Annotated in this window: 21 protein-coding genes and 1 pseudogene; 20 read left to right on the forward strand and 2 right to left on the reverse strand. The window is 70.5% G+C overall.

Translation table 11 applies throughout. The features are described from left to right. Nucleotides 1–3: 3 nt before the first annotated feature. A complete protein-coding gene (locus O7597_RS13370) occupies nt 4–936 on the reverse strand; it encodes a serine hydrolase (protein ID WP_281582876.1) in 933 nt (310 codons plus the stop codon). Further along, nucleotides 936–1,913, reverse strand: a complete 978-nt coding sequence (locus O7597_RS13375; RefSeq protein WP_281582877.1) for a hypothetical protein — start codon at nt 1,911–1,913, stop codon at nt 936–938. Before O7597_RS13375 ends, O7597_RS13370 begins: the two co-directional genes overlap by 1 nt. Before the next feature lie 356 nt (nt 1,914–2,269). Between O7597_RS13375 and paaA the strand changes: the two genes are divergently transcribed. The 20 genes and pseudogenes from paaA to nuoH all read left to right on the forward strand — a co-directional run bounded on the left by paaA (nt 2,270) and on the right by nuoH (nt 21,834). After that, a complete protein-coding gene (gene paaA / locus O7597_RS13380; protein WP_269740273.1) occupies nt 2,270–3,325 on the forward strand; it encodes a 1,2-phenylacetyl-CoA epoxidase subunit PaaA in 1,056 nt (351 codons plus the stop codon). Continuing rightward, entirely contained in the window at nt 3,322–3,609 is a 288-nt protein-coding gene (gene paaB, locus O7597_RS13385) for a 1,2-phenylacetyl-CoA epoxidase subunit PaaB (protein ID WP_093404003.1), read from the forward strand. The genes paaA and paaB overlap by 4 nt, the downstream gene beginning before the upstream one ends. Nucleotides 3,610–3,664: 55 nt before the next feature. Further along, nucleotides 3,665–4,384, forward strand: a complete 720-nt coding sequence (gene paaC / locus O7597_RS13390; protein WP_281582878.1) for a 1,2-phenylacetyl-CoA epoxidase subunit PaaC — start codon at nt 3,665–3,667, stop codon at nt 4,382–4,384. Nucleotides 4,385–4,388: 4 nt separating this feature from the next. Next, entirely contained in the window at nt 4,389–4,865 is a 477-nt protein-coding gene (gene paaD, locus O7597_RS13395) for a 1,2-phenylacetyl-CoA epoxidase subunit PaaD (protein ID WP_269740271.1), read from the forward strand. Then, on the forward strand, nt 4,862–5,983 hold the full coding sequence (gene paaE / locus O7597_RS13400; RefSeq protein WP_281582879.1) for a 1,2-phenylacetyl-CoA epoxidase subunit PaaE: 1,122 nt from the start codon (nt 4,862–4,864) through the stop codon (nt 5,981–5,983). Before paaD ends, paaE begins: the two co-directional genes overlap by 4 nt. A 32-nt stretch (nt 5,984–6,015) precedes the next feature. Further along, complete coding sequence (locus tag O7597_RS13405) at nt 6,016–6,294, forward strand: type II toxin-antitoxin system prevent-host-death family antitoxin (RefSeq protein WP_269740269.1); 279 nt, start codon at nt 6,016–6,018, stop codon at nt 6,292–6,294. Then, nucleotides 6,291–6,701 carry a type II toxin-antitoxin system VapC family toxin gene (locus O7597_RS13410; RefSeq protein WP_281582880.1) on the forward strand — a complete coding sequence of 137 codons (411 nt, stop codon included), beginning with the start codon at nt 6,291–6,293 and terminating at the stop codon, nt 6,699–6,701. The genes O7597_RS13405 and O7597_RS13410 overlap by 4 nt, the downstream gene beginning before the upstream one ends. Nucleotides 6,702–6,804: 103 nt before the next feature. Continuing rightward, nucleotides 6,805–7,995, forward strand: coding sequence for a cyclic dehypoxanthinyl futalosine synthase (mqnC, locus tag O7597_RS13415; protein WP_269740267.1), 1,191 nt, complete (start codon nt 6,805–6,807; stop codon nt 7,993–7,995). A 491-nt stretch (nt 7,996–8,486) separates the two neighbouring features. After that, nucleotides 8,487–9,671: a cell wall anchor protein gene (locus O7597_RS13420; protein WP_269740266.1), complete on the forward strand. Its 1,185-nt coding sequence runs from the start codon at nt 8,487–8,489 to the stop codon at nt 9,669–9,671. A gap of 137 nt (nt 9,672–9,808) precedes the next feature. Further along, nucleotides 9,809–10,519: a demethylmenaquinone methyltransferase gene (locus O7597_RS13425; protein WP_269740265.1), complete on the forward strand. Its 711-nt coding sequence runs from the start codon at nt 9,809–9,811 to the stop codon at nt 10,517–10,519. A 127-nt stretch (nt 10,520–10,646) separates the two neighbouring features. Continuing rightward, nucleotides 10,647–10,856 carry a hypothetical protein gene (locus O7597_RS13430; protein WP_269740264.1) on the forward strand — a complete coding sequence of 70 codons (210 nt, stop codon included), beginning with the start codon at nt 10,647–10,649 and terminating at the stop codon, nt 10,854–10,856. Between the two features lie 131 nt (nt 10,857–10,987). Continuing rightward, on the forward strand, nt 10,988–12,262 hold the full coding sequence (locus O7597_RS13435) for a geranylgeranyl reductase family protein (protein ID WP_281582881.1): 1,275 nt from the start codon (nt 10,988–10,990) through the stop codon (nt 12,260–12,262). A gap of 108 nt (nt 12,263–12,370) precedes the next feature. After that, nucleotides 12,371–12,736, forward strand: a complete 366-nt coding sequence (locus O7597_RS13440) for an NADH-quinone oxidoreductase subunit A (RefSeq protein ID WP_093404019.1) — start codon at nt 12,371–12,373, stop codon at nt 12,734–12,736. Between the two features lie 13 nt (nt 12,737–12,749). Next, nucleotides 12,750–13,427 (forward strand): NADH-quinone oxidoreductase subunit B, encoded by a 678-nt coding sequence (locus O7597_RS13445; protein ID WP_119578786.1) that lies wholly within the window; start codon nt 12,750–12,752, stop codon nt 13,425–13,427. Next, on the forward strand, nt 13,424–14,155 hold the full coding sequence (locus tag O7597_RS13450; RefSeq protein ID WP_269740262.1) for an NADH-quinone oxidoreductase subunit C: 732 nt from the start codon (nt 13,424–13,426) through the stop codon (nt 14,153–14,155). The genes O7597_RS13445 and O7597_RS13450 overlap by 4 nt, the downstream gene beginning before the upstream one ends. Then, complete coding sequence (locus O7597_RS13455; RefSeq protein ID WP_269740261.1) at nt 14,152–15,474, forward strand: NADH-quinone oxidoreductase subunit D; 1,323 nt, start codon at nt 14,152–14,154, stop codon at nt 15,472–15,474. The genes O7597_RS13450 and O7597_RS13455 overlap by 4 nt, the downstream gene beginning before the upstream one ends. A 103-nt stretch (nt 15,475–15,577) precedes the next feature. Further along, nucleotides 15,578–16,624 (forward strand): annotated as a pseudogene (gene nuoE, locus O7597_RS13460) (NADH-quinone oxidoreductase subunit NuoE); the annotation flags it as partial. After that, on the forward strand, nt 16,621–17,937 hold the full coding sequence (gene nuoF, locus O7597_RS13465) for an NADH-quinone oxidoreductase subunit NuoF (RefSeq protein WP_164446495.1): 1,317 nt from the start codon (nt 16,621–16,623) through the stop codon (nt 17,935–17,937). The pseudogene nuoE and the gene nuoF, both read left to right, overlap by 4 nt. Nucleotides 17,938–17,995: 58 nt before the next feature. Then, on the forward strand, nt 17,996–20,491 hold the full coding sequence (locus O7597_RS13470) for an NADH-quinone oxidoreductase subunit G (RefSeq protein WP_269740260.1): 2,496 nt from the start codon (nt 17,996–17,998) through the stop codon (nt 20,489–20,491). After that, nucleotides 20,488–21,834, forward strand: a complete 1,347-nt coding sequence (nuoH, locus tag O7597_RS13475; RefSeq protein ID WP_269740259.1) for an NADH-quinone oxidoreductase subunit NuoH — start codon at nt 20,488–20,490, stop codon at nt 21,832–21,834. The genes O7597_RS13470 and nuoH overlap by 4 nt, the downstream gene beginning before the upstream one ends.

The following is a 21,834-nucleotide window of genomic DNA, read 5'->3' on the forward strand; positions in this document are numbered from 1 at the left end:
GGCTCACGGGCTGGTGGTGAGGAGGGCTTCGGTGATCTTCTCGCAGTTCTTCATGCCGTACTCGTAGCCCTTGTTGATCGGGTACTGGAGCATCACGCCCATGGTCCAGGTGTCGCCGATCGCCAGGCAGTTGACGTGGATCTCCTGCTCGCGGGTGCGGTCGACCCAGCCGTTCTTGATGGCGATCTTCTTCGCCTCGGCGGCCGGGAACGCCTTGCGGATGCCGAAGTCGCCGGCACCGCGTACCTGGCGCATCTCGCCGAGCAGCCACTTCGTCCACTTCGGGCCGGCTGCGGTGCCCTCGGCGATGCAGTTGCCGAGGCGGGCGGTGTCCCGGGGGGAGAGTTCGGTACGGCTCCAGCCGAGATCGCTGGACACCTTGCTGTCGGTCAGGTCGCAGGTGGACAGCAGCCGCTTGATCGAGGCGGACCTGCCGATCTGGGTGTAGAGCTGCTCGGTGCGGGTGTTGTCGCTGTCCCGGATGATCCGGGTCAGGTCGTCCAGCTTCCCGTCGCTCGGGGTCTGCCCGGCGTCAGCGGTACGGCGCAGGTAGTCGGCGACGATCCAGGCCTTGATCAGCGAGGCGGTGGTGCTGGTCTCGGCCATGTTCTCCGAGCCGATGATCTCGCCGGACCGGCGGTCCAGCACGCTCCACGCGTACCAGCCGTCGATGTCCAGGTCGATCTCCTTGGCCTCGAACGGCAGCGGCTCGGGCTCCGGTGAAGGGCTTGGCGACGGCGACGGTCGTACGCTGCGGTCGGTCAGTGCACCGTCCCGGGCCGCCGGTGACTCGCCCTGGCCCCACTGGGCGGCGGCCGTGGACTCGAAGGGCGATCCGGGTAGCAGGCGCAGCGAGACCAGGACCAGCCCGATCAGCACTGTCGCGATCGCGATCAGCCGGAGCGGCGATGTCTCGCCGCGGCTGCGGCCGGCCATCAGAGCTTCCCGATCGGCTGCTGCGGCACCTTCAGGGCACCGCCGGGCTGCGGCGTCACCAACTGGCTCGCGACGCTGGCGCAGACGTCCGACCCGTAGTCGAGCCCGCTCTGCCGGGGGTAGCGCAGCATCACCGCGAGGCTCCACTTCTCGGTCACGGCCAGGCAGTTGACGTGCCAGTTGCCGTCGTAGTTGAGGATGGTCCAGCCGTTCTTTATGCTGACCGGGCCCTGACTGGCGATCGACTCCGGCAGGCCGTCGACGATGCCCCACCGGCCGCCGCCCTCCCGGGGCTTCTGGTCCTTGGCGGCGGTGCTGCCGCGAACCTTGCTCATCTCGGTGAGCAGCCATTCCGTCCACTTGGGTCCGGCGGCGGTGCCGTCGGCGATGCAGTCGCCGAGCCGTACCGCGTCGCGCGGGGACATCTCGGTGAAGCTCCACCAGCCCTCGTAGCCCTTGACCTTGCCGGGCTTGGTGTCGGTCAGGCCGCACAGCTTGATCGCCCGCTTGACCACCGCGCCGGGCTGCCCCTTGGCCGGCAGGCGGTAGGACCCGCCCGCAGCGAAGTAGACCTGGTTGGCCGCGTCGTCGTTGCTGTCCCGGATGGCCCGGCTGGCCGCCTTCTTCATCGACGCCGATAGCTCCTTGTCGCCGAGTTGGCGCAGGTAGTCGGCGACGATCCAGGCCTTGAGCATCGACTCGGTCGAGCTGGTCGCGGCCATGTTCTTGGAGCCGGCGAGCTGGTCGGTCTCCCGGTCCAGCAGCGCCCAGGAGAAGAACTCGCCCTTGAAGTTCACCGAGACCTTGCCGGCGGCGAGGGTCGGCGGCGGCGGTGGCGCGGGTGCGGGCGCGGCGACGCTCTCCGGGCTGGCCTCCGCCTCGCCGGCCGAGAGTCGGGCGTAGGCGGCCGGCACCAGCATGACGCCGCCGAGCAGTACCGCCGTCGCGGCGAACACCATGGTCACGCGAGGTCGCATGAGCGGGTGAGCTCCAGATGTCAGGGCCGGGGGGACCGGCTTGCTGCCAGGACTGACCGGTGCGGATCACCTGGGCCGGGGGAAGCGGCCTGAGCTGGCGATCGTCGTCAGCCGATCGGTGTGACGGGGGAAGTCTACGTGCGGATCGGCGTTATGCCAGGACTCGACACCTGGCGACTCGCCGTGAAGGCGGGATAACGAACCGCTATGCGGTCGTTGCGAGGATTTGTCGCTGATTCGTGACCCAACTCATAGTTTCCCGCGCCACCGATGGCGACCGGGAGGTAACGGTGGGCAGTCCTGAATTTGTATGACACCCCCTGGCTTATTCAACCCCTAGCTGTAACACTGGGGGCATGTATGGCAATGACTTCCCGGGCGAGGACCCGCCCGGCGGGCTGCTCGGTGAGGTCGAGGCGGCGGAGGCGGCGTTGCGCGCGGCCGCGGCACGCGACCGTGGCGCCGCCGAGCCGGGTGGCGACCTGGCCGCCTACTTCGCCGAGGTCGTCGACGCCGACCAGAAGATCGAGCCCCGCGACTGGATGCCGGAGGCGTACCGGCGCACGTTGATCCGGCAGATCGCGCAGCACGCCCACTCCGAGATCATTGGCATGCAGCCGGAGGGCAACTGGATCAGCCGCGCACCGTCGCTGAAGCGCAAGGCGATCCTGCTGGCCAAGGTGCAGGACGAGGCCGGTCACGGCCTCTACCTCTACGCCGCCGCCGAGACCCTCGGCGTCAGCCGGGACGAGCTGGTCGACCTGCTGCTCAGCGGTCGGCAGAAGTACAGCTCGATCTTCAACTACCCCACCCTGAGCTGGGCCGACGTCGGGGCGATCGGCTGGCTCGTGGACGGCGCCGCGATCGTCAACCAGGTGCCGCTGTGCCGCTGCTCCTACGGCCCGTACGCCCGCGCCATGATCCGGGTCTGCAAGGAGGAGTCCTTCCACCAGCGCCAGGGTTACGAGATCCTGCACACGCTGGCGCACGGCACCCCGGCGCAGAAGGCGATGGCCCAGGACTCCGTGGATCGCTGGTGGTACCCGTCGCTGGCGATGTTCGGCCCGCCCGACGGCGACTCCACCCACTCCGCGCAGTCGATGGCCTGGAAGATCAAGCGGTTCTCCAACGACGAGTTGCGCCAGCGCTTCGTGGACATGTGCGTCGGTCAGGCCGAGGCGCTCGGGCTACACATTCCCGACCCGGAGCTGCGCTGGAACGACGAGCGCCAGGCGTACGACTTCACCCAGCCGGACTACGACGAGCTGATGCAGGTGATCAACGGCAACGGGCCGTGCAACCGGCAGCGGATGGAGCACCGGCGCCGCGCCCACCGCGAGGGTGCCTGGGTGCGTGAGGCGGCCACGGCGTACGCCGCCAAGCGTGCGGAGAAGGAGAAGGTGGCAGCGTGAGCCGGCAACACACCCCACTCTGGGAGGTCTTCGTCCGGGCCCGGCGCGGGCTGGCGCACACCCACGTCGGCAGCCTGCACGCGCCCGACGCGGAACTGGCCCTGCGCAACGCCCGTGACCTCTACACCCGACGTCAGGAGGGGGTGTCGATCTGGGTGGTGCCGGCGAGCGCCATCACCGCGTCCAGCCCCGACGAGAAGGACGCGTTCTTCGACCCGGCCGCCGACAAGGTCTACCGCCACCCCACCTTCTACGAGGTCCCAGACGGGGTGGCGCACCTGTGAGCGCGAGGAGTGAGCCGGGTCTGCGAGCCCCGCAGTCGCGAACGGAGAAGGCCCTGTGAGCGTGGACTTCACCCTCGCCCTCGGCGACGACGCGCTCATCGCGGCGCAGCGGTTGGCCGAGTGGACCACCCGGGCACCGGAGATGGAGGAGGACATCGCGCTGGCCAACATCGCCCTGGACCAGCTCGGTGCCGCCCGCCTCCTGCTGTCGTACGCGGGCGAGCTGGAGGGTGCCGGCCGGGACGAGGACGCGTTGGCGTACCTGCGCGACGACCGGGAGTTCCGCAACTGCCTGCTGGTCGAGCTGCCCAACGGTGACTTCGCGGTGACCATGGCGAAGCTGCTCGTGCTGGCGGCCTACCAGGTTCCGCTCTACACCGCCCTGGCCGCCTGCCCGGACGAGCGGCTGGCCGCCGTCGGGGCCAAGGCCCGCAAGGAGTCCGCCTACCACCTGGATCACGCGGCGCTGTGGGTACGGCGGCTCGGCGACGGGACCGAGGAGTCACACCGGCGGATGCAGGCCGGTGTCGACGAGATCTGGCCGTACGCCGACGAGCTGTTCAGGCCCTGGCCGGACGCGCCGGTCGACCCGGCGACCCTGCGGCCCGAGTTCGACGACACGGTGACCGCCGTGCTCGCCGAGGCGACCCTCACCGTCCCGGAGGTCGCCTGGACGCCGGCCGGCGGGCGCGACGGCGTGCACACCGAACACCTGTCGTACCTGCTCGCGGAGATGCAGGTGCTGCACCGCGCCCATCCCGGGGCCCGCTGGTGAGCCGATGAGCCGGGCACGGGAGGCGGTGGCGGCGGTGGTGGATCCGGAGATCCGCGTGGTCACCATCGACGATCTCGGCATCCTGCGGTCGGTGCTGGAGGACCCGGCCACCGGTCGGGTGGTGGTGACGATCACTCCCACCTACACCGGCTGCCCCGCGATGGACGTCATCCGCGCCGACATCCGACGTGCGTTGGCCGCCGCCGGTCATCCGGACGCCGAGGTGCGTACGGTGCACAGCCCGGCCTGGAGCACCGACTGGATCAGCGACGCCGGGCGGGCCAAGCTGGCCGCCGCCGGCATCGCCCCGCCCGCTCCGGTCCGGCGCGACGGCGTGGTTCCGCTCACCCTGACGGTGCGCTGCCCACGCTGCGGCTCGCCGGAGACCGAGCAGCTCAGCCGGTTCGGCTCCACCGCGTGCAAGGCGCTGTGGCGCTGCCGCTCCTGCTCCGAACCCTTCGACCAGGTGAAGGCCCTGTGACTGTCACCATCAAGCGCCCGGTCCGTCGCCGACCGGCGTTCCACCCGCTGCCCGTCGTCGCCGTGGACCGGCTCACCGCCGATGCCGTCGCGATCACCTTCGCGGTACCGGCGGAACTGCGCGAGACCTTCGCGTTCCGCGCCGGCCAGCACCTGACCGTACGCCTGCCGGCCGTCGCCGCGGACGGTGACGGCGGCGGCGACGTGCGCCGTTCGTACTCGATCTGCTCCACCCCGGCGGAGCTGGCCCGGCACGGACGGTTGCGGATCGGCGTGCGGGAGATCCCGGGTGGGGCCTTCTCCGGCTACGCCTGCGGGGCGCTGCGGCACGGCGACAGCATCGAGGTGTTGCCGCCGCTGGGGCACTTCACCACGGCCTTCGCACCGGACCGGGTCCGCCGCTACGGCGCGGTGGTCGCCGGCTCGGGCATCACCCCGGTGCTGTCGCTGGTCGCCACCGCCCTGGCCGTCGAACCGGCCAGCACCTTCACGCTGGTGTACGGCAACCGCACCGCCGGCAGCGTGATGTTCGCCGAGGAGCTTGCCGACCTGAAGGACCGCTACCCGACCCGGCTGCACCTGGTGCACGTGCTCTCCCGCGAGCAGGGCGACTCGCCGCTGCTGTCGGGCCGGATCGACGCGGAGCGGCTGGGCCGGCTGCTGGAGACCATCGTGCCCGGTGAGGCGATCGAGGAGTGGTTCCTCTGCGGCCCGTACGGGCTGGTGGTCGATGCTCGTGCGGTGCTGACCGAGCGGGGTGTCGCGGAGTCGGCGGTGCACACCGAGCTGTTCCACGTCGACGCGCCGCCCGAGCCGGTGCGCCGCAGCGACGACGCGTCCGGCGGCACCGATGTGACGATCACGCTCGACGGACGTTCGTCGAGCTTCACCATGCGCCGCGACGAACGGGTGTTGGACGCGGCGCTGAAGGTCCGCGGCGAGCTGCCGTACGCCTGCAAGGGCGGGGTCTGCTCGACCTGCCGGGCGAAGGTCGTCTCCGGCGAGGTCGAGATGGCCCGCAACTACGCCCTGGAGCCCGACGAGGTGACCGCCGGCTACGTACTGACCTGCCAGTCCAGCCCGCTCACCGACACCCTCACCATCGACTACGACGCGTGACGTGTAGAACGTTTCGTTCTACACTCATTCCCGTGGAGCAGATCGCAGTGCGGGAGCTGAACCAGCACACGAGCAAGGTGCTGGCGCGGGTGCGCGCCGGGGAGACGGTCGAGGTGACCGACCGGGGCGAACCGATCGCTCGGCTGGTTCCCGTGGTGGCAGGTGACGCCCTGCTGGGCCGGTTGGTGGCAGAGGGGCGCGCTATCGCGCCGGCGTCCACCGGACCTCTGCCCCTGCCCCCCGTCCTCGGTGATCCCACGGTGGACGCGGCAGCGGTCCTCGCCGCCTCGCGGGACGAGGAACGCTGGTGATCTACCTCGACTCGGCAGCCGTCATCAAGCTGCTCCGCCGGGAGCCAGGGACCGAGGAACTCGTCAGCTGGTTGAACGACCGCAGCTCGGCGTCGCTCGTCTCGTCGGTCCTGGCCGAGGTGGAGGTGTCCCGGGCATTACGCCGCGCCGCCCCGCAGGCGCTGGTGGGGGTACCGACCGTGCTGTCCCGGCTCTACCGGGTCGAGATCGACGCCACCGTCCGGGCCACTGCCGCCGCCTACCAGGAGCCGCTGCTGCGCACTCTCAATGCCATCCACCTGGCCACGGCGGAGATCCTGGCCCAGCAGGCGGGCGCCGACTTCGTCGCCTTCGTGACGTACGACCGTCGACTGCTGGACGCGGCCAAGAGCATCGGGCTTCCGGTGGCCAGCCCGGGGGCCGCCTGAGCACCGCACTCCGTGCGCGAGGACGGCATGCCGGACAGGGGATGGATCACAGGTGAAGTGCGCCGCTGAGAGCTGACCGGCTGGTCGGCGTACGCTCGGGGGCGTGACGGTGAACCGGGAGATCGACGACATCCTGCAGCGCGGTGCCGACGGCGGGCGGATCACGCCCGAGGAGGCCCTGCTGCTCTACACCGACGCCCCCTTCCACGCCCTCGGCGAGGCGGCGGACGCGGTCCGTCGGCGGCGGTACCCGGACAACATCGTCACGTACCTGATCGACCGCAACATCAACTACACGAACGTCTGCGTGACGGCGTGCAAGTTCTGTGCCTTCTATCGGGCGCCGAAGCACAAGGAGGGGTGGACCCACCCGACCGAGGAGATCCTGCGTCGCTGCGGCGAGGCGGTCGAGCTGGGCGCCACCCAGGTCATGCTCCAGGGCGGGCACCACCCGGACTACGGCGTGGAGTACTACGAGGAACTGTTCTCCTCGGTCAAGCAGGCGTACCCGCAGCTCGCGATCCACTCGATCGGGCCGAGCGAGATCCTGCACATGGCGAAGGTCTCCGGGGTGAGCCTGGACGAGGCGATCGCCCGGATCAAGGCCGCGGGGCTCGACTCGATCGCCGGTGCCGGCGCCGAGATGCTGCCGCGACGTCCCCGCACGGCGATCGCGCCGCTGAAGGAGTCGGGCGAGCGCTGGCTGGAGGTCATGGAGCTGGCGCACCGGCAGGGCGTCGAGTCGACCGCGACGATGATGATGGGTACCGGCGAGACGGCCGCCGAGCGGATCGAGCACCTGCGGATGATCCGCGACGTGCAGGACCGGACGCGCGGCTTCCGAGCCTTCATCCCGTGGACGTACCAGCCGGAGAACAACCACCTCAAGGGCCGCACCCAGGCGACGACCCTGGAATACCTGCGGCTGGTGGCGGTGTCCCGGCTGTTCTTCGAGACCGTGCCGCACCTGCAGGCGTCCTGGTTGACCACCGGCAAGGACGTCGGCCAACTGGCGCTGCACATGGGGGTCGACGACCTCGGGTCGATCATGTTGGAGGAGAACGTCATCTCCTCGGCGGGTGCCCGGCACCGGTCCAACCTGCACGAGCTGATCGGGATGATCCGTTCCGCCGACCGGATCCCGGCCCAGCGCGACACGCTCTACAACAGACTGGCCGTGCACCACACGCCCGACGACGACCCGAGCGACGACCGGGTGGTCTCGCACTTCTCGTCGATCGCCCTGCCCGGCGGCGGTGCCGGCCGTTCGCTGCCCCTGGTCGACGCACGCTGACCGACGCCCCACACCGACCAACGAATCGAACGCCGGTCGGCGACCTGGACCTCGCACGCCGCTGCCGTGAGACCCGAGTTGCGGCATCCCGGCTCGCCCCCGTGCAGCGGCGTACCGCGAGTTGCGGTGTCTCGGGTCTTCGCGGCGGCGGGAGGGCGCGAGTTGCGGCATCCCGGGCCCTCGATCCGGTGGGGGCAGCGGGGCGAGAGATCACTATGTGTCGCTGGGTTTCGGGCGCTGGGTGACAGGGGTGGCACGATCGGTTGTCAGCCGAACGGCTCGCGTGGATCATCCGTCCGGTTCGAAGCGCCGGGCCGTCACGGCCAGGTGCCGGGGCGCGACCAGGTAGCAAGACCCATCAATCCGGACAATCCTTAAGTTGCCATTAGCTGAGCAGCTTGTGACGGGTGTGATCCAGGGTGGCGCGGGTGATCGCTGACCGCTAACGTCCCCGCCCGTACGCTTCCTTCACCCCACGGGGAGACACCTTCATGATTTTCCGTAACCGGGCTGCCGCGTACCTGGGAGCCGGTGCCGCCGGCGTCCTCGCGGCCGGCGCCTTCGCCGCCCCGGCTCTGGCGGACGACAGCGCGGACCTCGCCATCAAGGCGACCGGCACCACGATCGCGGTCGGTGCGCCGGGCAAGGACGCCAGCGTCTCGCTGCTGAACAAGAGCAAGGTCGACGCCAAGAACGTGCTCGTCGCCCTCGACATCAGCAAGCTGAAGACCGACCTCGTCGACATCGACGAGAGCGGCTGCAACCCGCGCGAGGACGGCTGGATCCTCTGTGGCATCGAGGGTGACACCATCCGTGCCGGCGAGGACGTCGACTGGTTCTTCCCGTTGACCCGCAAGGGCAAGGAGGTCGGTCCGGCCGGCTCCATCACCGCCGTGATCCTGCACGGCGGCGAGGACCCGGACGAGTCCGACAACGTGGTGACCGTGGACGTCAAGGTCGAGGGCACCGGGCCGGACCTGACCGTCGTCGCCGACGACGTCCGCAAGGCCGTCAAGGTCGAGGGTGGCACGATCACCGAGGTCGGCGACCTGTACGCGGGCAACACCGGCCAGCTCATCTACGGCGCCTTCAACCAGGGTGACCTGGCCGCCCGCGGTCTGCGCATCGAGGTGCAGCTGCCCAAGGGCGCGACCTTCGCGGAGAAGGAGCCGGACTGCACCTACAACGCCGCGATGACCTCGCTGACCTGCGAGTACGACAAGGCCGTCCTCATTCCGGCCGCGCAGGACACCGACGGTGACGACCTCTACTCCGGCGCCCGCTTCTACAACCTGGTGAAGGTCGCCGACGGTGTGAAGCCGAGCAGCCTGACCGGTGGCAAGGTCACCATCGACTCGCTGTCGGTGCAGGAGTCCCCCAGCATCCTCCGGTCCGCCCCCACCTCGGCCCTGCCGGAGAACGCCACGGGCGTCGCGGGCAACGACGTCGACCCGAGCGACAACACCGACGACTTCGCGGTGGTCGTGGCCGCCAAGGGTGGCTCCGGTGGTGGCGACAACGGTGACGGTGGCGGCCTGCCGGTCACCGGTGTGCAGGTCGGTCTGATCGGTGGCGTCGGCGCGGGTGTGCTGGCCGCCGGTGTGGCCATGTTCCTGGTTGCCCGCCGTCGCCGGGTGGTCCTGGTGACCCCGGGTGACGAGAAGACGAACGCCTGAGGTTCGTCCTCTATCGGCCCGCGCGGGCCGTTCACATAACGCACGGCAGTGAGGGCGGGATGGGTGACCATCCCGCCCTCACTGTGTCGCCTCGACCCTGTCCGGGCCGTCGCCCGCCGGGCTGGCAGAGTGGAGGGGTGAGCCGTACCCCGCAGGGCCAGCGCGCCAGCCTGGACAAGCAGCCGCACGAGGTCGCCGCGATGTTCGACGGTGTCGCGGCCCGTTACGACCTGACCAACACCGTCCTCTCCTTCGGCCAGGACCGGTTCTGGCGGCGGGCCACCCGGGCGGCGCTCGACCTGCGACCGGGCGACCGGGTGCTGGACGTCGGCGCGGGCACCGGTGTCTCCACCGAGGAACTCGCCCACTCCGGGGCGTACGCGGTCGGTGCCGACCTGTCCCTCGGCATGCTGCACGCCGGCAAGCGCACCCGTCCGCAGGTGCCGTTGCTGGCCGGGGACGCCCTGCGGCTGCCCTTCGCCGACGCCAGCTTCGACGCGGTGACCATCTCCTTCGCGTTGCGCAACGTCAACGACACCGACGCCGCCCTGGCCGAGCTGGCCCGGGTGACCCGTCCGGGGGGCCGGCTGGTGATCTGCGAGTTCAGCACCCCGGTCAATCCCGCGTTCCGCACCATCTACCTGTCGTACCTGATGCGCTCGCTGCCGGCCGTGGCCCGGACGGTCGCCAGCAACCCCGACGCGTACGTCTATCTCGCCGAGTCGATCCGGGCCTGGCCGGACCAGCCGACGCTGGCGGCGCGGGTGGCCGCCGCGGGCTGGGGTCGGGTGGCGTGGCGCAACCTGACCGGCGGCGTGGTGGCGCTGCACCGCGCGGTGCGCATCTGAGCCCGGCACTCGCCGCGTCGCCCTCGTGGACGTGAGCCCGGTCCCCAGCTCGGGTCGACGCGGCAGCAGCACTGTCATTTAGGGGAATAAGGCGATTATGTCGGCTTTGCCGCTTAGGCTGGCCGGCATGACGGATCCGAAGAACGTGGCCATCGGGGATGCCGCGGAGCTGGTCGAACAGCTCAGGGGTCTGGCCGGCGCGGATCCCGCCGACGTCCGCCAGGTGGTGACCGAGGTGCTCGCGGCCCTGGACCGGGCCGCCGGTGGCACCCTGCGCGAGCAGTTGCCGGAGACCATCCGGGCCGGCCTGGACGGCGCCGGCCCGGCCCGGCCCTGAGGGGTTGCCGGCCCCCAGATCGTTTCCAGCAGGTTAGGCCAACCTAACAAGGCGAGCGTACGGCGCCGGTCATAGACTCGACCCCGCTGGCTTGTGAAGCATTTCACGAGCAGGGCGGGGAGGAGGCGCTAATGACCGCGGTGGAGAACGACGCCGACGTGATCGTCGTGGGCGCCGGTCCCGGTGGTTCGGCGACCGCGTACCACCTGGCTCGGCACGGCGTACGCGTGCTGCTGCTGGAGAAGACCGAGTTCCCCCGGGAGAAGGTCTGCGGCGACGGGCTGACCCCGCGCGCGACGCGGCAGTTGATCCGGATGGGGGTGGACACCTCACCGGAGGCCGGCTGGCTGCACAACCGTGGCCTGCGGGTGATCGGCGGCGGTGTCCGGCTGGAGCTGGACTGGCCGGATCTGGCCAGCTTCCCGAACTACGGCCTGGTGCGCACCCGACTCGACTTCGACGACCTGCTCGCCCAGCGCGCGGTGTCGGCCGGAGCCAAGCTGCGGACCAGCGTGAACGTCATCGGCCCGGTGCTCGACGGCGACGGCCGGGTGATCGGGGTGCAGGGCGAGGACGGGCCGGACAAGGCCCCCGTCACCTTCCACGCCCCGCTGGTGGTGGCCGCGGACGGCGTCTCGGGGCGGTTCCCGCTCGCCCTCGGGCTGGCCAAACGGGAGGACCGCCCGATCGGTGTCGCCGTCCGGCGCTACTACCGCTCCGCGGCCCGTCACGACGACGACTACCTGGAGTCCTGGCTGGAACTGCGGGCCAAGGGCACGAACGAACTGCTGCCCGGGTACGGCTGGATCTTCGGTCTCGGTGACGGCCGGGTCAACGTGGGGCTCGGCATCCTCAATTCGTCCTCCGCCTTCGGCAAGACGAACTACCGGCGGCTGCTCACCGACTGGCTGGCCAACACGCCGCCGGAGTGGGGGATGACCGACGAGACCAACGCCGAGGGCTCGATCCTCGGTGCCGCCCTGCCGATGGGGTTCAACCGGGTGCCGCACTACACCCGGGGGGTCATGCTCGTCGGCGACTCCGGCGGCATGGTCAACCCGTTCAACGGCGAGGGCATCGCGTACGCCATGGAGTCCGGCGAGCTGGCCGCGGAGGTCGCGGTCCAGGCGCTCGCCCGGCCGGCCGGCGCGGAGCGGGAGCGGGCCCTGATGGCGTACCCGCAGGAGTTGAAGACCCGGTTCGGCGGCTACTACCGGCTGGGCGGGATCTTCGTGAAGTTGATCGGTCGGCCGGAGATCATGCGCGTCGCGACGAAGCACGGCATGCCCCATCCCACGCTGATGCGCTTCGTGCTCAAGCTGCTGGCCAACCTCACCGACCCGCGTGGCGGTGACGCGATGGACCGGGTGATCAATGCGATGACCCGGGTCGCGCCCGCCGTGTAGGGGCGCGGAGCAGGCAAGGTCCACCCCCGCCGAAGGGCGCGGGGTGGGATGTGAATAGTGTGAATTTCGCCAACCACCGAGGGCAGGGAAGGACGAGCAGGAGAAGAAATGTCGCTCTCGCCTTACGTACCCATCATCGGGCTGTTCGCCCTCGCCGCGGGTTTCGCGCTGTTCTCGATAGCCGCCGCCCGGTTCGCCGGCCCCCACCGCTACAACAAGGCCAAGCTGGAAGCCTACGAGTGTGGGATCGAGCCTAGCCCGCAGCCGATCGGCGGTAGCCGGTTTCCGGTCAAGTTCTACCTGACGGCGATGCTCTTCATCGTCTTCGACGTGGAGATGATCTTCCTGTACCCGTGGGCTGTCTCCTTCGACATCCTGCCGGTCTTCGGGTTCGTCGCCATGTTGGTGTTCATCGGTGCCGTCTTCGTCGCGTACGCCTACGAGTGGCGACGCGGCGGCCTGGACTGGGACTGAGGGAGGAACCGCTATGGGTATCGAGGAGAAACTCCCCGCCGGCGTCCTGCTCACCTCGGTGGAGAAGCTGGTCAACTGGTCGCGCAAGTCGTCGGTCTGGGGCGCCACGTTCGGCCTGGCCTGCTGCGCGATCGAGATGATGGCCGCCGGTGGTCCGCACTACGACATGGGCCGCTGGGGCATGGAGGTCTTCCGGGCCTCGCCCCGGCAGGCGGACCTGATGATCGTCGCCGGCCGGGTGAGCCAGAAGATGGCCCCGGTGCTGCGCCAGATCTACGACCAGATGGCCGAGCCCCGCTGGGTGCTCTCCATGGGCGTCTGCGCCAGCAGCGGCGGCATGTTCAACAACTACGCCATCGTGCAGGGCGTCGACCACGTCGTACCGGTCGACATGTACCTCCCGGGCTGCCCACCCCGGCCGGAGATGCTGATCGACGCGATCCTCAAGCTGCGCGAGAAGATCGGCCACGAGCCACTCGGCCCGAACGGTCGCAAGATGCTCGCCGCCCGCGAGGCACGCGGTGACGTGCCGGTGGTGCCGTACGGCTCGATGCCGTCGTCGTACCGCAGCGACAAGGCCCGGCGGGCGGAGTGGACGAAGGCCGTCCGCGAGGGCCGCGAGGAGCAACTGCGGATCGAGAACTGGATGAAGGCCCAGAACCACCTCCAGCCGTACCGGGGGATCAAGTGACTGACGACAAGCCCAGCACCGGCGGCGTGCCGGTCCCGGTGACACCGGCCGGAGCGACGAGTGGCGCGCCGGCCGAGTTCCCGCCGGCCGCGCCGGCCGGCCGGGGCATGTTCGGCAACCAGGGCAGTGGCGACGTCTCCGGATTCGGCGGACTGGTCCGGCAGCACCGCACGGTCGAGGATTCACCGCGGCCGTACGGCGGCTACTTCGACGAGGTCCGGGACGCGCTGGAGGAGGCGTACCCGGCGTTCGGCGAGGCGATCGAGAAGGTGGTGGTCGACCGGGGCGAGCTGACCCTGCACATCCGCCCCGAGCGGATCGCCGAGGTCTGCCAGGTGATGCGGGACGATCCGGCGCTGCGCTTCGAGCTGTGCTCGTCGGTGTCCGGCGTGGACTACCTGGGTGCCGACGACCGCCGACTGCACGTCGTCTACCAGCTCACCTCGATGACGTACCGGCGGCAGGTCCGGCTGGAGGCCGCCGTCAGCGCCGAGGAACCGCACCTGCCCAGCGTCACCGCGGTCTACCCGACCGCCGACTGGCAGGAGCGGGAGACGTACGACATGTTCGGCGTCATCTTCGACGGCCACCCGGCGCTGACCCGGATCCTCATGCCGGACGACTGGGAGGGTCACCCGCAGCGCAAGGACTACCCCCTCGGCGGTGTGCCCGTGGAGTACAAGGGCGCCGAGATCCCGCCGCCCGACAAGCGGAGGTCTTACCAATGACGTCCAACTACGCCACCGAACGCGAGACCACTGAGGGCCGCGTCTTCAACGTCACCGGCGGGGACTGGGACGACGTGGTGTCGGGGGTCGACCCGATCAACGAGGGTCGCATCGTCGTCAACATGGGCCCGCAGCACCCGTCCACGCACGGCGTGCTCCGGCTGATCCTGGAGCTGGAGGGCGAGACGGTCCGGGAGGCCCGCTCGGTCGTCGGCTACCTGCACACCGGCATCGAGAAGAACCTGGAGTACCGCAACTGGGTCCAGGGTTCGACCTTCGTGACCCGGATGGACTACCTCTCGCCGATCTTCAACGAGACGGCGTACTCGCTGGCCGTCGAGAAGCTGCTCGGTATCGAGGAGCAGATCACCGAGCGGGCCACCACCATCCGGGTGCTCATGATGGAGCTGAACCGGATCTCCTCGCACCTGGTCTGGGTGGCCACCACGGCGATGGAGCTCGGCGCGATCAACATGATGCTCTACGGCTTCCGGGAGCGCGAGTACATCCTGGAGATCTTCGAGCTGATCACCGGGCTGCGGATGAACCACGCGTACGTCCGGCCGGGCGGCGTCGCCCAGGACGTGCCGGACGAGGCGATCGTCAAGATCCGCGACTTCCTCACGCTCATGCCGAAGCGTCTCAAGGAGTACGAGAACCTGCTCTCCGGCCAGCCGATCTGGCTGGAGCGGACGCAGAACGTGGCGGTGCTCGACGTGACCGGCTGCCTGGCGCTCGGCGTCACCGGCCCGGTGCTCCGTTCCGCCGGCCTGGCGTGGGACCTGCGCAAGACCATGCCGTACTGCGGCTACGAGACGTACGAGTTCGACGTGCCGACCCACCCCGACGGCGACGTCTGGGGCCGCTACCTGGTCCGGCTGGCCGAGATCCGCGAGTCGTTGAAGCTTGTCGAGCAGGCGCTGGACCGGCTCAAGCCCGGGCCGGTGATGGTGGCCGACAAGAAGATCGCCTGGCCGGCGCAGCTGGCCATCGGCGTCGACGGCATGGGCAACTCGCTGGAGCACGTCGCGAAGATCATGGGCCAGTCGATGGAGTCCCTGATCCACCACTTCAAGCTGGTGACGGAGGGCTTCCGGGTGCCGCCGGGTCAGGTGTACGTCGCGGTCGAGTCGCCGCGCGGCGAGCTTGGCGTGCACGCGGTCTCCGACGGCGGGACCCGGCCGTACCGGGTGCACTACCGGGAGCCGAGTTTCGTCAACCTCCAGGCCCTGCCGGCGATGGCCGAGGGTGGCCTGATCGCCGACGTGATCGCCGGCGGCGCCTCGCTGGACCCCGTCATGGGCGGATGTGACCGGTGAGCGCGAGGAGTGAGCTTGCGAGCCCCATCCGCCCGCGCGAGGAGAGAGCGGAGCGAGCCCCGCAGTCGCGGGCAGACGCCGGTGCAGTCGGGAACGGAAGGCGACGCTGATGACTGTCTTCACTGACGAGACGCGGACCAGGGCACGGGAGATCATCGCCCGCTACCCGGCGGACCGGTCCCGCTCGGCCCTGCTGCCGCTGCTGCACCTGGTGCAGGCCGAGGAGGGCTACGTATCCCCGGCCGGCGTGGCGTTCTGCGCCGAGGTGCTCGGCCTCAACAAGGCCCAGGTCGGTGCGGTGGCCAGCTTCTACACCATGTACAAGCGCCGGCCGACCGGCGACTGGCTGGTCAGCGTCTGCACCAACACCATGTGCAACGTGCTCGGTGGCCAGGAGGTCTACGACACCCTGGTCGAGCACCTGGGTGTCGGACACGACGAGACCACCGCCGACGGCACAATCACCCTGGAACACGCCGAGTGCCTGGCCGCCTGCGACTACGGCCCGGTGATGACCGTCAACTACGACTTCTTCGACGGCGTCGACCCGCAGACCGCGGTCGGGGTGGTCGACGAGCTGCGGGCCGGTGGCCGGCCCACGCCGAGCCGTGGTGCCCGCCTCTGCACCCTGAAGGAGATGGCGGTCCAGCTCGCCGGCTTCGCCGACGAGCGGGAGGGCGCCGTCGCCGACGGGGTGCCGGGCGAGCCGACGCTGCGCGGTCTGCGACTGGCCCAGCAGCACGGCATCTCGGCACCGGGCTTCGACCCGAACACCCCGATCCGCAGCGGCAAGGCGGGCGACAAGCCGGCACCGGCCACCCCGGCGAAGGCCGCACCGACCGGCAGCACCGCACCCGACGTTCCGGCGCCGGACCGCAAGTCGCCGCAGGTGCGTACCGCCGAGACCCGGCAGCCGGACGCGAAGACCGCCGTCCCGGACGCGCCCGGCACCAAGGCCCCCGTCGACGGGCAGCCGCCCGCGGCGGGCGACGCCCGGGCCGCCGAGGCCGCGGGGGCGGCGGCCAACAAGCCGGCGGGCGACGGCAAGCCGGCCGGTGACGACACCGGGGCGCAGGAGCGCAACCTCAGGGAAGCGGAATCCAACGGCGGTGGCCGGGATTCCGCGCACGACAAGGGGGCTCAGAAGTGACCACGCCCGCGCCGCAGACCCTGGCCAAGTTGACGCCCGTGCTCACCAAGCGCTGGCTGTCTCCGGACGCCTGGCGGATCGACACCTACGAGAAGCTGGACGGCTACGCGGCGCTGCGCAAGGCGATCAAGGCGCACCCGGACGACCTGATCCAGCTGGTGAAGGACTCCGGGCTGCGCGGTCGCGGCGGCGCCGGCTTCCCCACCGGTCTCAAGTGGGGCTTCATTCCGCAGGGCGACGGCAAGCCGCACTATCTCGTGGTCAACGCCGACGAGGGTGAGCCCGGCACCTGCAAGGACCTGCCGCTGATGACCCACGACCCGCACTCGCTCGTCGAGGGCGTCATCATCGCCTCGTACGCGATCCGGGCCAACCGGGCCTACATCTACATCCGGGGCGAGGCCGTGCACGCCGCCCGCCGGCTGCGTAACGCGGTGAACGAGGCGTACGCCAAGGGTTACCTGGGGCGGGACATCCTCGGCTCGGGCTTCGACCTGGACCTGGTGGTCCATTCGGGTGCCGGCGCGTACATCTGCGGTGAGGAGACGGCGCTGCTGGACTCCCTGGAGGGCTTCCGGGGGCAGCCCCGGCTGCGCCCGCCGTTTCCGGCGACCCACGGGCTGTACGCCAGCCCCACCGTGGTCAACAACGTCGGCACCATCGCCAGCGTGCCGTACATCGTGCTGGGCGGCGCGGACTGGTGGAAGTCGATGGGCACGGAGAAGTCCGCCGGTCCGATGATCTACTCGCTCTCCGGCCGGATCGCCAACCCCGGTCAGTACGAGTGCGGCCTCGGCATCACGCTGCGCGAGCTGATCGAGCTGGCTGGCGGGATGCAGCCGGGTCACAACCTGAAGTTCTGGACCCCGGGCGGATCGTCGACCCCGCTGCTCACCGCCGAGCACCTGGACGTGCCGCTGGACTTCGAGGGGGTGGCCGCCGCCGGCTCGATCCTCGGCACCACGGCCACGCAGATCTTCTCCGACCAGGACTGCCCGGTCTACGCGACCTACCGGTGGCTGGAGTTCTACCACCACGAGTCGTGCGGCAAGTGCACCCCGTGCCGGGAGGGCAACTACTGGATGGTCCGGGTCTACCGGCGCATCCTGGCCGGCCAGGGCACCCAGGACGACCTGGACACCCTGCTCGACACCTGCGACAACATCCTCGGCCGCTCGTTCTGCGGTCTGGGTGACGGCGCCACCAGCCCGGTGACCTCGTCGCTGAAGTACTTCAAGCAGGACTACCTCGACTACATCGAGGGACGGACCGCGCCGAAGTTGTCCGACAAGCAGTTGGTGGGAGCCCACTGATGCGAGTGCGAGGAGTGAGCGGAGCGAGCCCCGCAGCCGCGAGCGAAAGGCGAGCACTGTGACGGACGTAGCCAAGCCGACCGAGACGGTCACCCTCACCATCGACGGCGTCGAGGTCACCGCCCCCAAGGGGGCGCTGCTGATCCGGGTCGCCGAGCAGATGGGCACCGAGATCCCCCGCTTCTGCGACCACCCGCTGCTGGCCCCGGCCGGCGCCTGCCGGCAGTGCCTGGTGGAGGTGGAGGGGCAGCGCAAACCCGTCGCCTCCTGCACCCAGACCGTCGCCGACGGCATGGTGGTCCGTACCCAGCTCACCTCTCCGGTCGCCAAGAAGGCGCAGGAGGGGATCATGGAGCTGCTGCTGGTCAACCACCCGCTCGACTGCCCGATGTGCGACAAGGGCGGCGAGTGCCCACTGCAGAACCAGGCGATGTCGACCGGTCGCACCGACTCGCGGTTCCACGAGCACAAGCGGGAGTACCCGAAGCCGCTGCCGATCAGCACCCAGGTGCTGCTCGACCGGGAGCGGTGCGTGCTCTGCCAGCGGTGCACCCGGTTCTCCGAGGAGATCGCGGGCGACAAGTTCATCGACCTGATGAACCGCTCCTCCGCCGAGGAGATCAACATCTACCGGGACGAGGACTACGGGACCGAGGGCGAGGACGGCGACGTCCCGTTCAACTCGTACTTCTCCGGTAACACCGTGCAGATCTGCCCGGTCGGCGCGCTCACCGGCACCCAGTACCGCTTCCGCGCCCGGCCGTTCGACCTGGTCTCCAGCCCGAGCGTCTGCGAGCACTGCTCGGCGGGCTGCGCCCAGCGCACCGACTGGCGCCGCGGCAAGGTGCAGCGCCGGCTGGCCGGGGACGACCCGCAGGTCAACGAGGAGTGGAACTGCGACAAGGGGCGGTGGGGCTTCCAGTACGCCCGCGCCGTCGACCGGCTCACCACCCCGCTGGTCCGCGACGAGCACACCGGCGAGCTGCGGGAGGCGTCCTGGAGCGAGGCGCTCAGCGTGGCCGCCGAAGGGCTGCGGGCCGCCCGGGACACCGGCCAGGGTGCCGGCGTGCTCACCGGTGGTCGGCTGACCGTGGAGGACGCGTACGCGTACGCGAAGTTCGCCCGGGTCGCGCTGCACACCAACGACATCGACTTCCGGGCCCGCCCGGTCTCCCGGGAGGAGGCCGACTTCCTGGCCAGTACGGTCGCCGGCAGCACCGACGTCACCTACACCGACGTCGAGAACGCACCGGCGGTGGTGCTGGTCGGCCTGGAGCCGGAGGAGGAGTGCCCGATCCTCTTCCTGCGGCTGCGCAAGGCGTACCTGAAGAACAAGCTGAAGGTGTACGCGATCGCCCCGTTCGCCACCCGTGGCCTGGAGAAGCTCGGCGCCAAGCTGGCCCGGGTGGTGCCGGGCGAGGAGGCCGGGGTGCTCGCCGAGCACGCCACGGTCGCCGAGGCGCTCAGCGCCGAAGGGGCGATCCTGATCGTCGGCGAGCGGTTGGCCACCGTACCGGGTGGCCTGTCCGCCGCCGCCGAGGTGGCCGCGCGTACCGGGGCGAAGCTGGCCTGGGTGCCGCGGCGCGCGGGTGACCGTGGCGCGGTCGACACCGGCTGCCTGCCGAACCTGCTGCCCGGCGGTCGCCTGGTCACCGAGCCGGCCGCCCGCGCCGAGCTGGGCGAGGCCTGGGACATCCCGGCCGGGGTGATCCCGAGCCAGGCCGGCCGGGACACCGACGGCATCCTCGCCGCCGCCGCCGCGGGTCAGCTCGGTGCCCTCGTGGTGGCCGGCGTCGATCCGGCGGACCTGGCCGACCCGCGGCTGGCCGAGCAGGCCCTGGACGCGGTGCCGTTCCTGGTCAGCCTGGAGCTGCGGGCCAGCGCCGTCACCCGCCGGGCGAACGTGGTCCTCCCAGTGGCACCGGTGGTCGAGAAGGCCGGCAGTTTCCTGGACTGGGAAGGCCGGCTGCGCCCGTTCGACGCGGTGTTGAACACCGCCGCGATGACCGACGGGCGGGTGCTCGACGCGCTCGCCGCCCAGCTGGACGTGCGGCTGGGCACCGGGGACGTGCTGACCGTCCGGCGTGAGCTGGGCGGCCTGCCGGCGACCCGGGTGAGCCGCCCGGACGCTCCCACGGTGCAGCCGGGGTCGGTGCCGCAGCCGGGCGCGGGCGAGGCGGTCCTGGCCACCTGGCATCAGTTGGTCGACCTGGGCAGCCTCACCGACGGCGACGAGCACCTGGGTGGCACCGCCCGTCCGCCAGTGGTCCGCCTGGGCAAGGGCAGCGCGGAGGCGCTCGGCGTCGCCGACGGCGACCCGGTCACGGTGGGCACCGAGCGGGGTGCGCTCACCCTGCCGGCGGCGATCACCGAGATGCCGGACGGCGTGGTCTGGCTACCCACCAACTCGCCCGGCTCGACCGTGCGGCGCAGCCTGGGCGCGACCTCCGGCGCGGTGGTGCGGATCTCCGCGCCCGGCACGACCGAGCCGGTCGCCGCCGACGCGGCCGGCCGTCCGGGCCCGCTCCTCAACTCCTCCGGGGGTGTCGCATGAACCCGCTCGCCCAGGCGCCGTCGCTGAGCGACTTCGGCCACGACCCGTGGTGGCTGATCCTCGGCAAGATCGTCTTCGCCTTCGTCGTCGCCCTGCTCGGCACCCTGCTCGGTGTCTGGTTCGAGCGGCGGGTGGTGGGGCGGATGGCGGTGCGGCCCGGCCCGAACCAACTCGGCCCCTTCGGTCTGCTGCAGACGCTGGCCGACGGCCTGAAGATGGCCTTCAAGGAGGACATCCTCCCGAAGTCGGCGGACAAGGTCATCTACTTCTTCGCCCCGGCCATCTCGGTGATCTGCGCGGTCACCGCGCTGTCGGTGATCCCGTTCGGCCCGATGGTGAGCATCTTCGGCCACCAGACGCCGTTGCAGGTCACCGACGTGCCGGTCGCGGTGCTGGTGGTGCTCGCTCTCTCGTCGATGGCGGTCTACGGCATCGTGCTCGCCGGCTGGGCGTCCGGCTCGACCTACCCGCTGCTCGGCGGCCTGCGGTCCGCTGCCCAGCTGATCTCGTACGAGGTGGCGCTGGGGCTGTCCATCGTGGCGGTGTTCATGCTCGCCGGCACGATGTCCACGAGCGAGATCGTGGCCGCCCAGGGCAGCACGACCGAGCTGAGCCTGTTCGGCGCCGACATCCCGACGCCGGGCTGGTACGCGCTGCTGCTCTTCCCCAGCTTCATCGTCTTCTTCATCTCCATCGTCGGCGAGACCAACCGGCCGCCGTTCGACCTGCCGGAGGCGGAGTCGGAGCTGGTGGCCGGCTTCATGACCGAGTACAGCTCGCTCAAGTTCGCGCTGATCATGCTCAGCGAGTACGTCGCGATGGTGACCATGTCGGCCTTCACCGTGACGCTCTTCCTGGGCGGCTGGCACGCGCCGTGGCCGATCACCGCGTGGTCGGGGGCCAACTCCGGCTGGTGGCCGCTGCTCTGGTTCTTCGGCAAGGTCATCCTGCTGGTCTTCGTCTTCGTCTGGCTGCGTGGCACGCTGCCCCGGCTGCGGTACGACCAGCTGATGCGCTTCGGCTGGAAGGTGCTCATCCCGATCAGCCTGGTCTGGATCGTGGTCCTCGCCGGCCTGCGCACCATCGACGACTGGGACACCCAGAGCCGGCTGTACGCCATCGGCATCCCGGCCGGCATCGTGCTGCTCGCCGCGCTGTTCTGGCCGAGCCGCAAGGCGGCACCGAAGCCGACCCTCGTCGAGCAGGTCGACAACCGGCCGCCGGGCAGCTTCCCGCTGCCCCCGCTGGATCTGCAGGTACCACCGAGCCCGCGTACCCGGCGCATGGTCGCCGAGCGGGAGCCGGCCAACGCCCCCGCCGGCCAGGACTCTGAGGAGGTGTGA

Source organism: Verrucosispora sp. WMMC514, from assembly GCF_027497295.1.
GTDB classification, from domain to species: domain Bacteria; phylum Actinomycetota; class Actinomycetes; order Mycobacteriales; family Micromonosporaceae; genus Micromonospora; species Micromonospora palythoicola.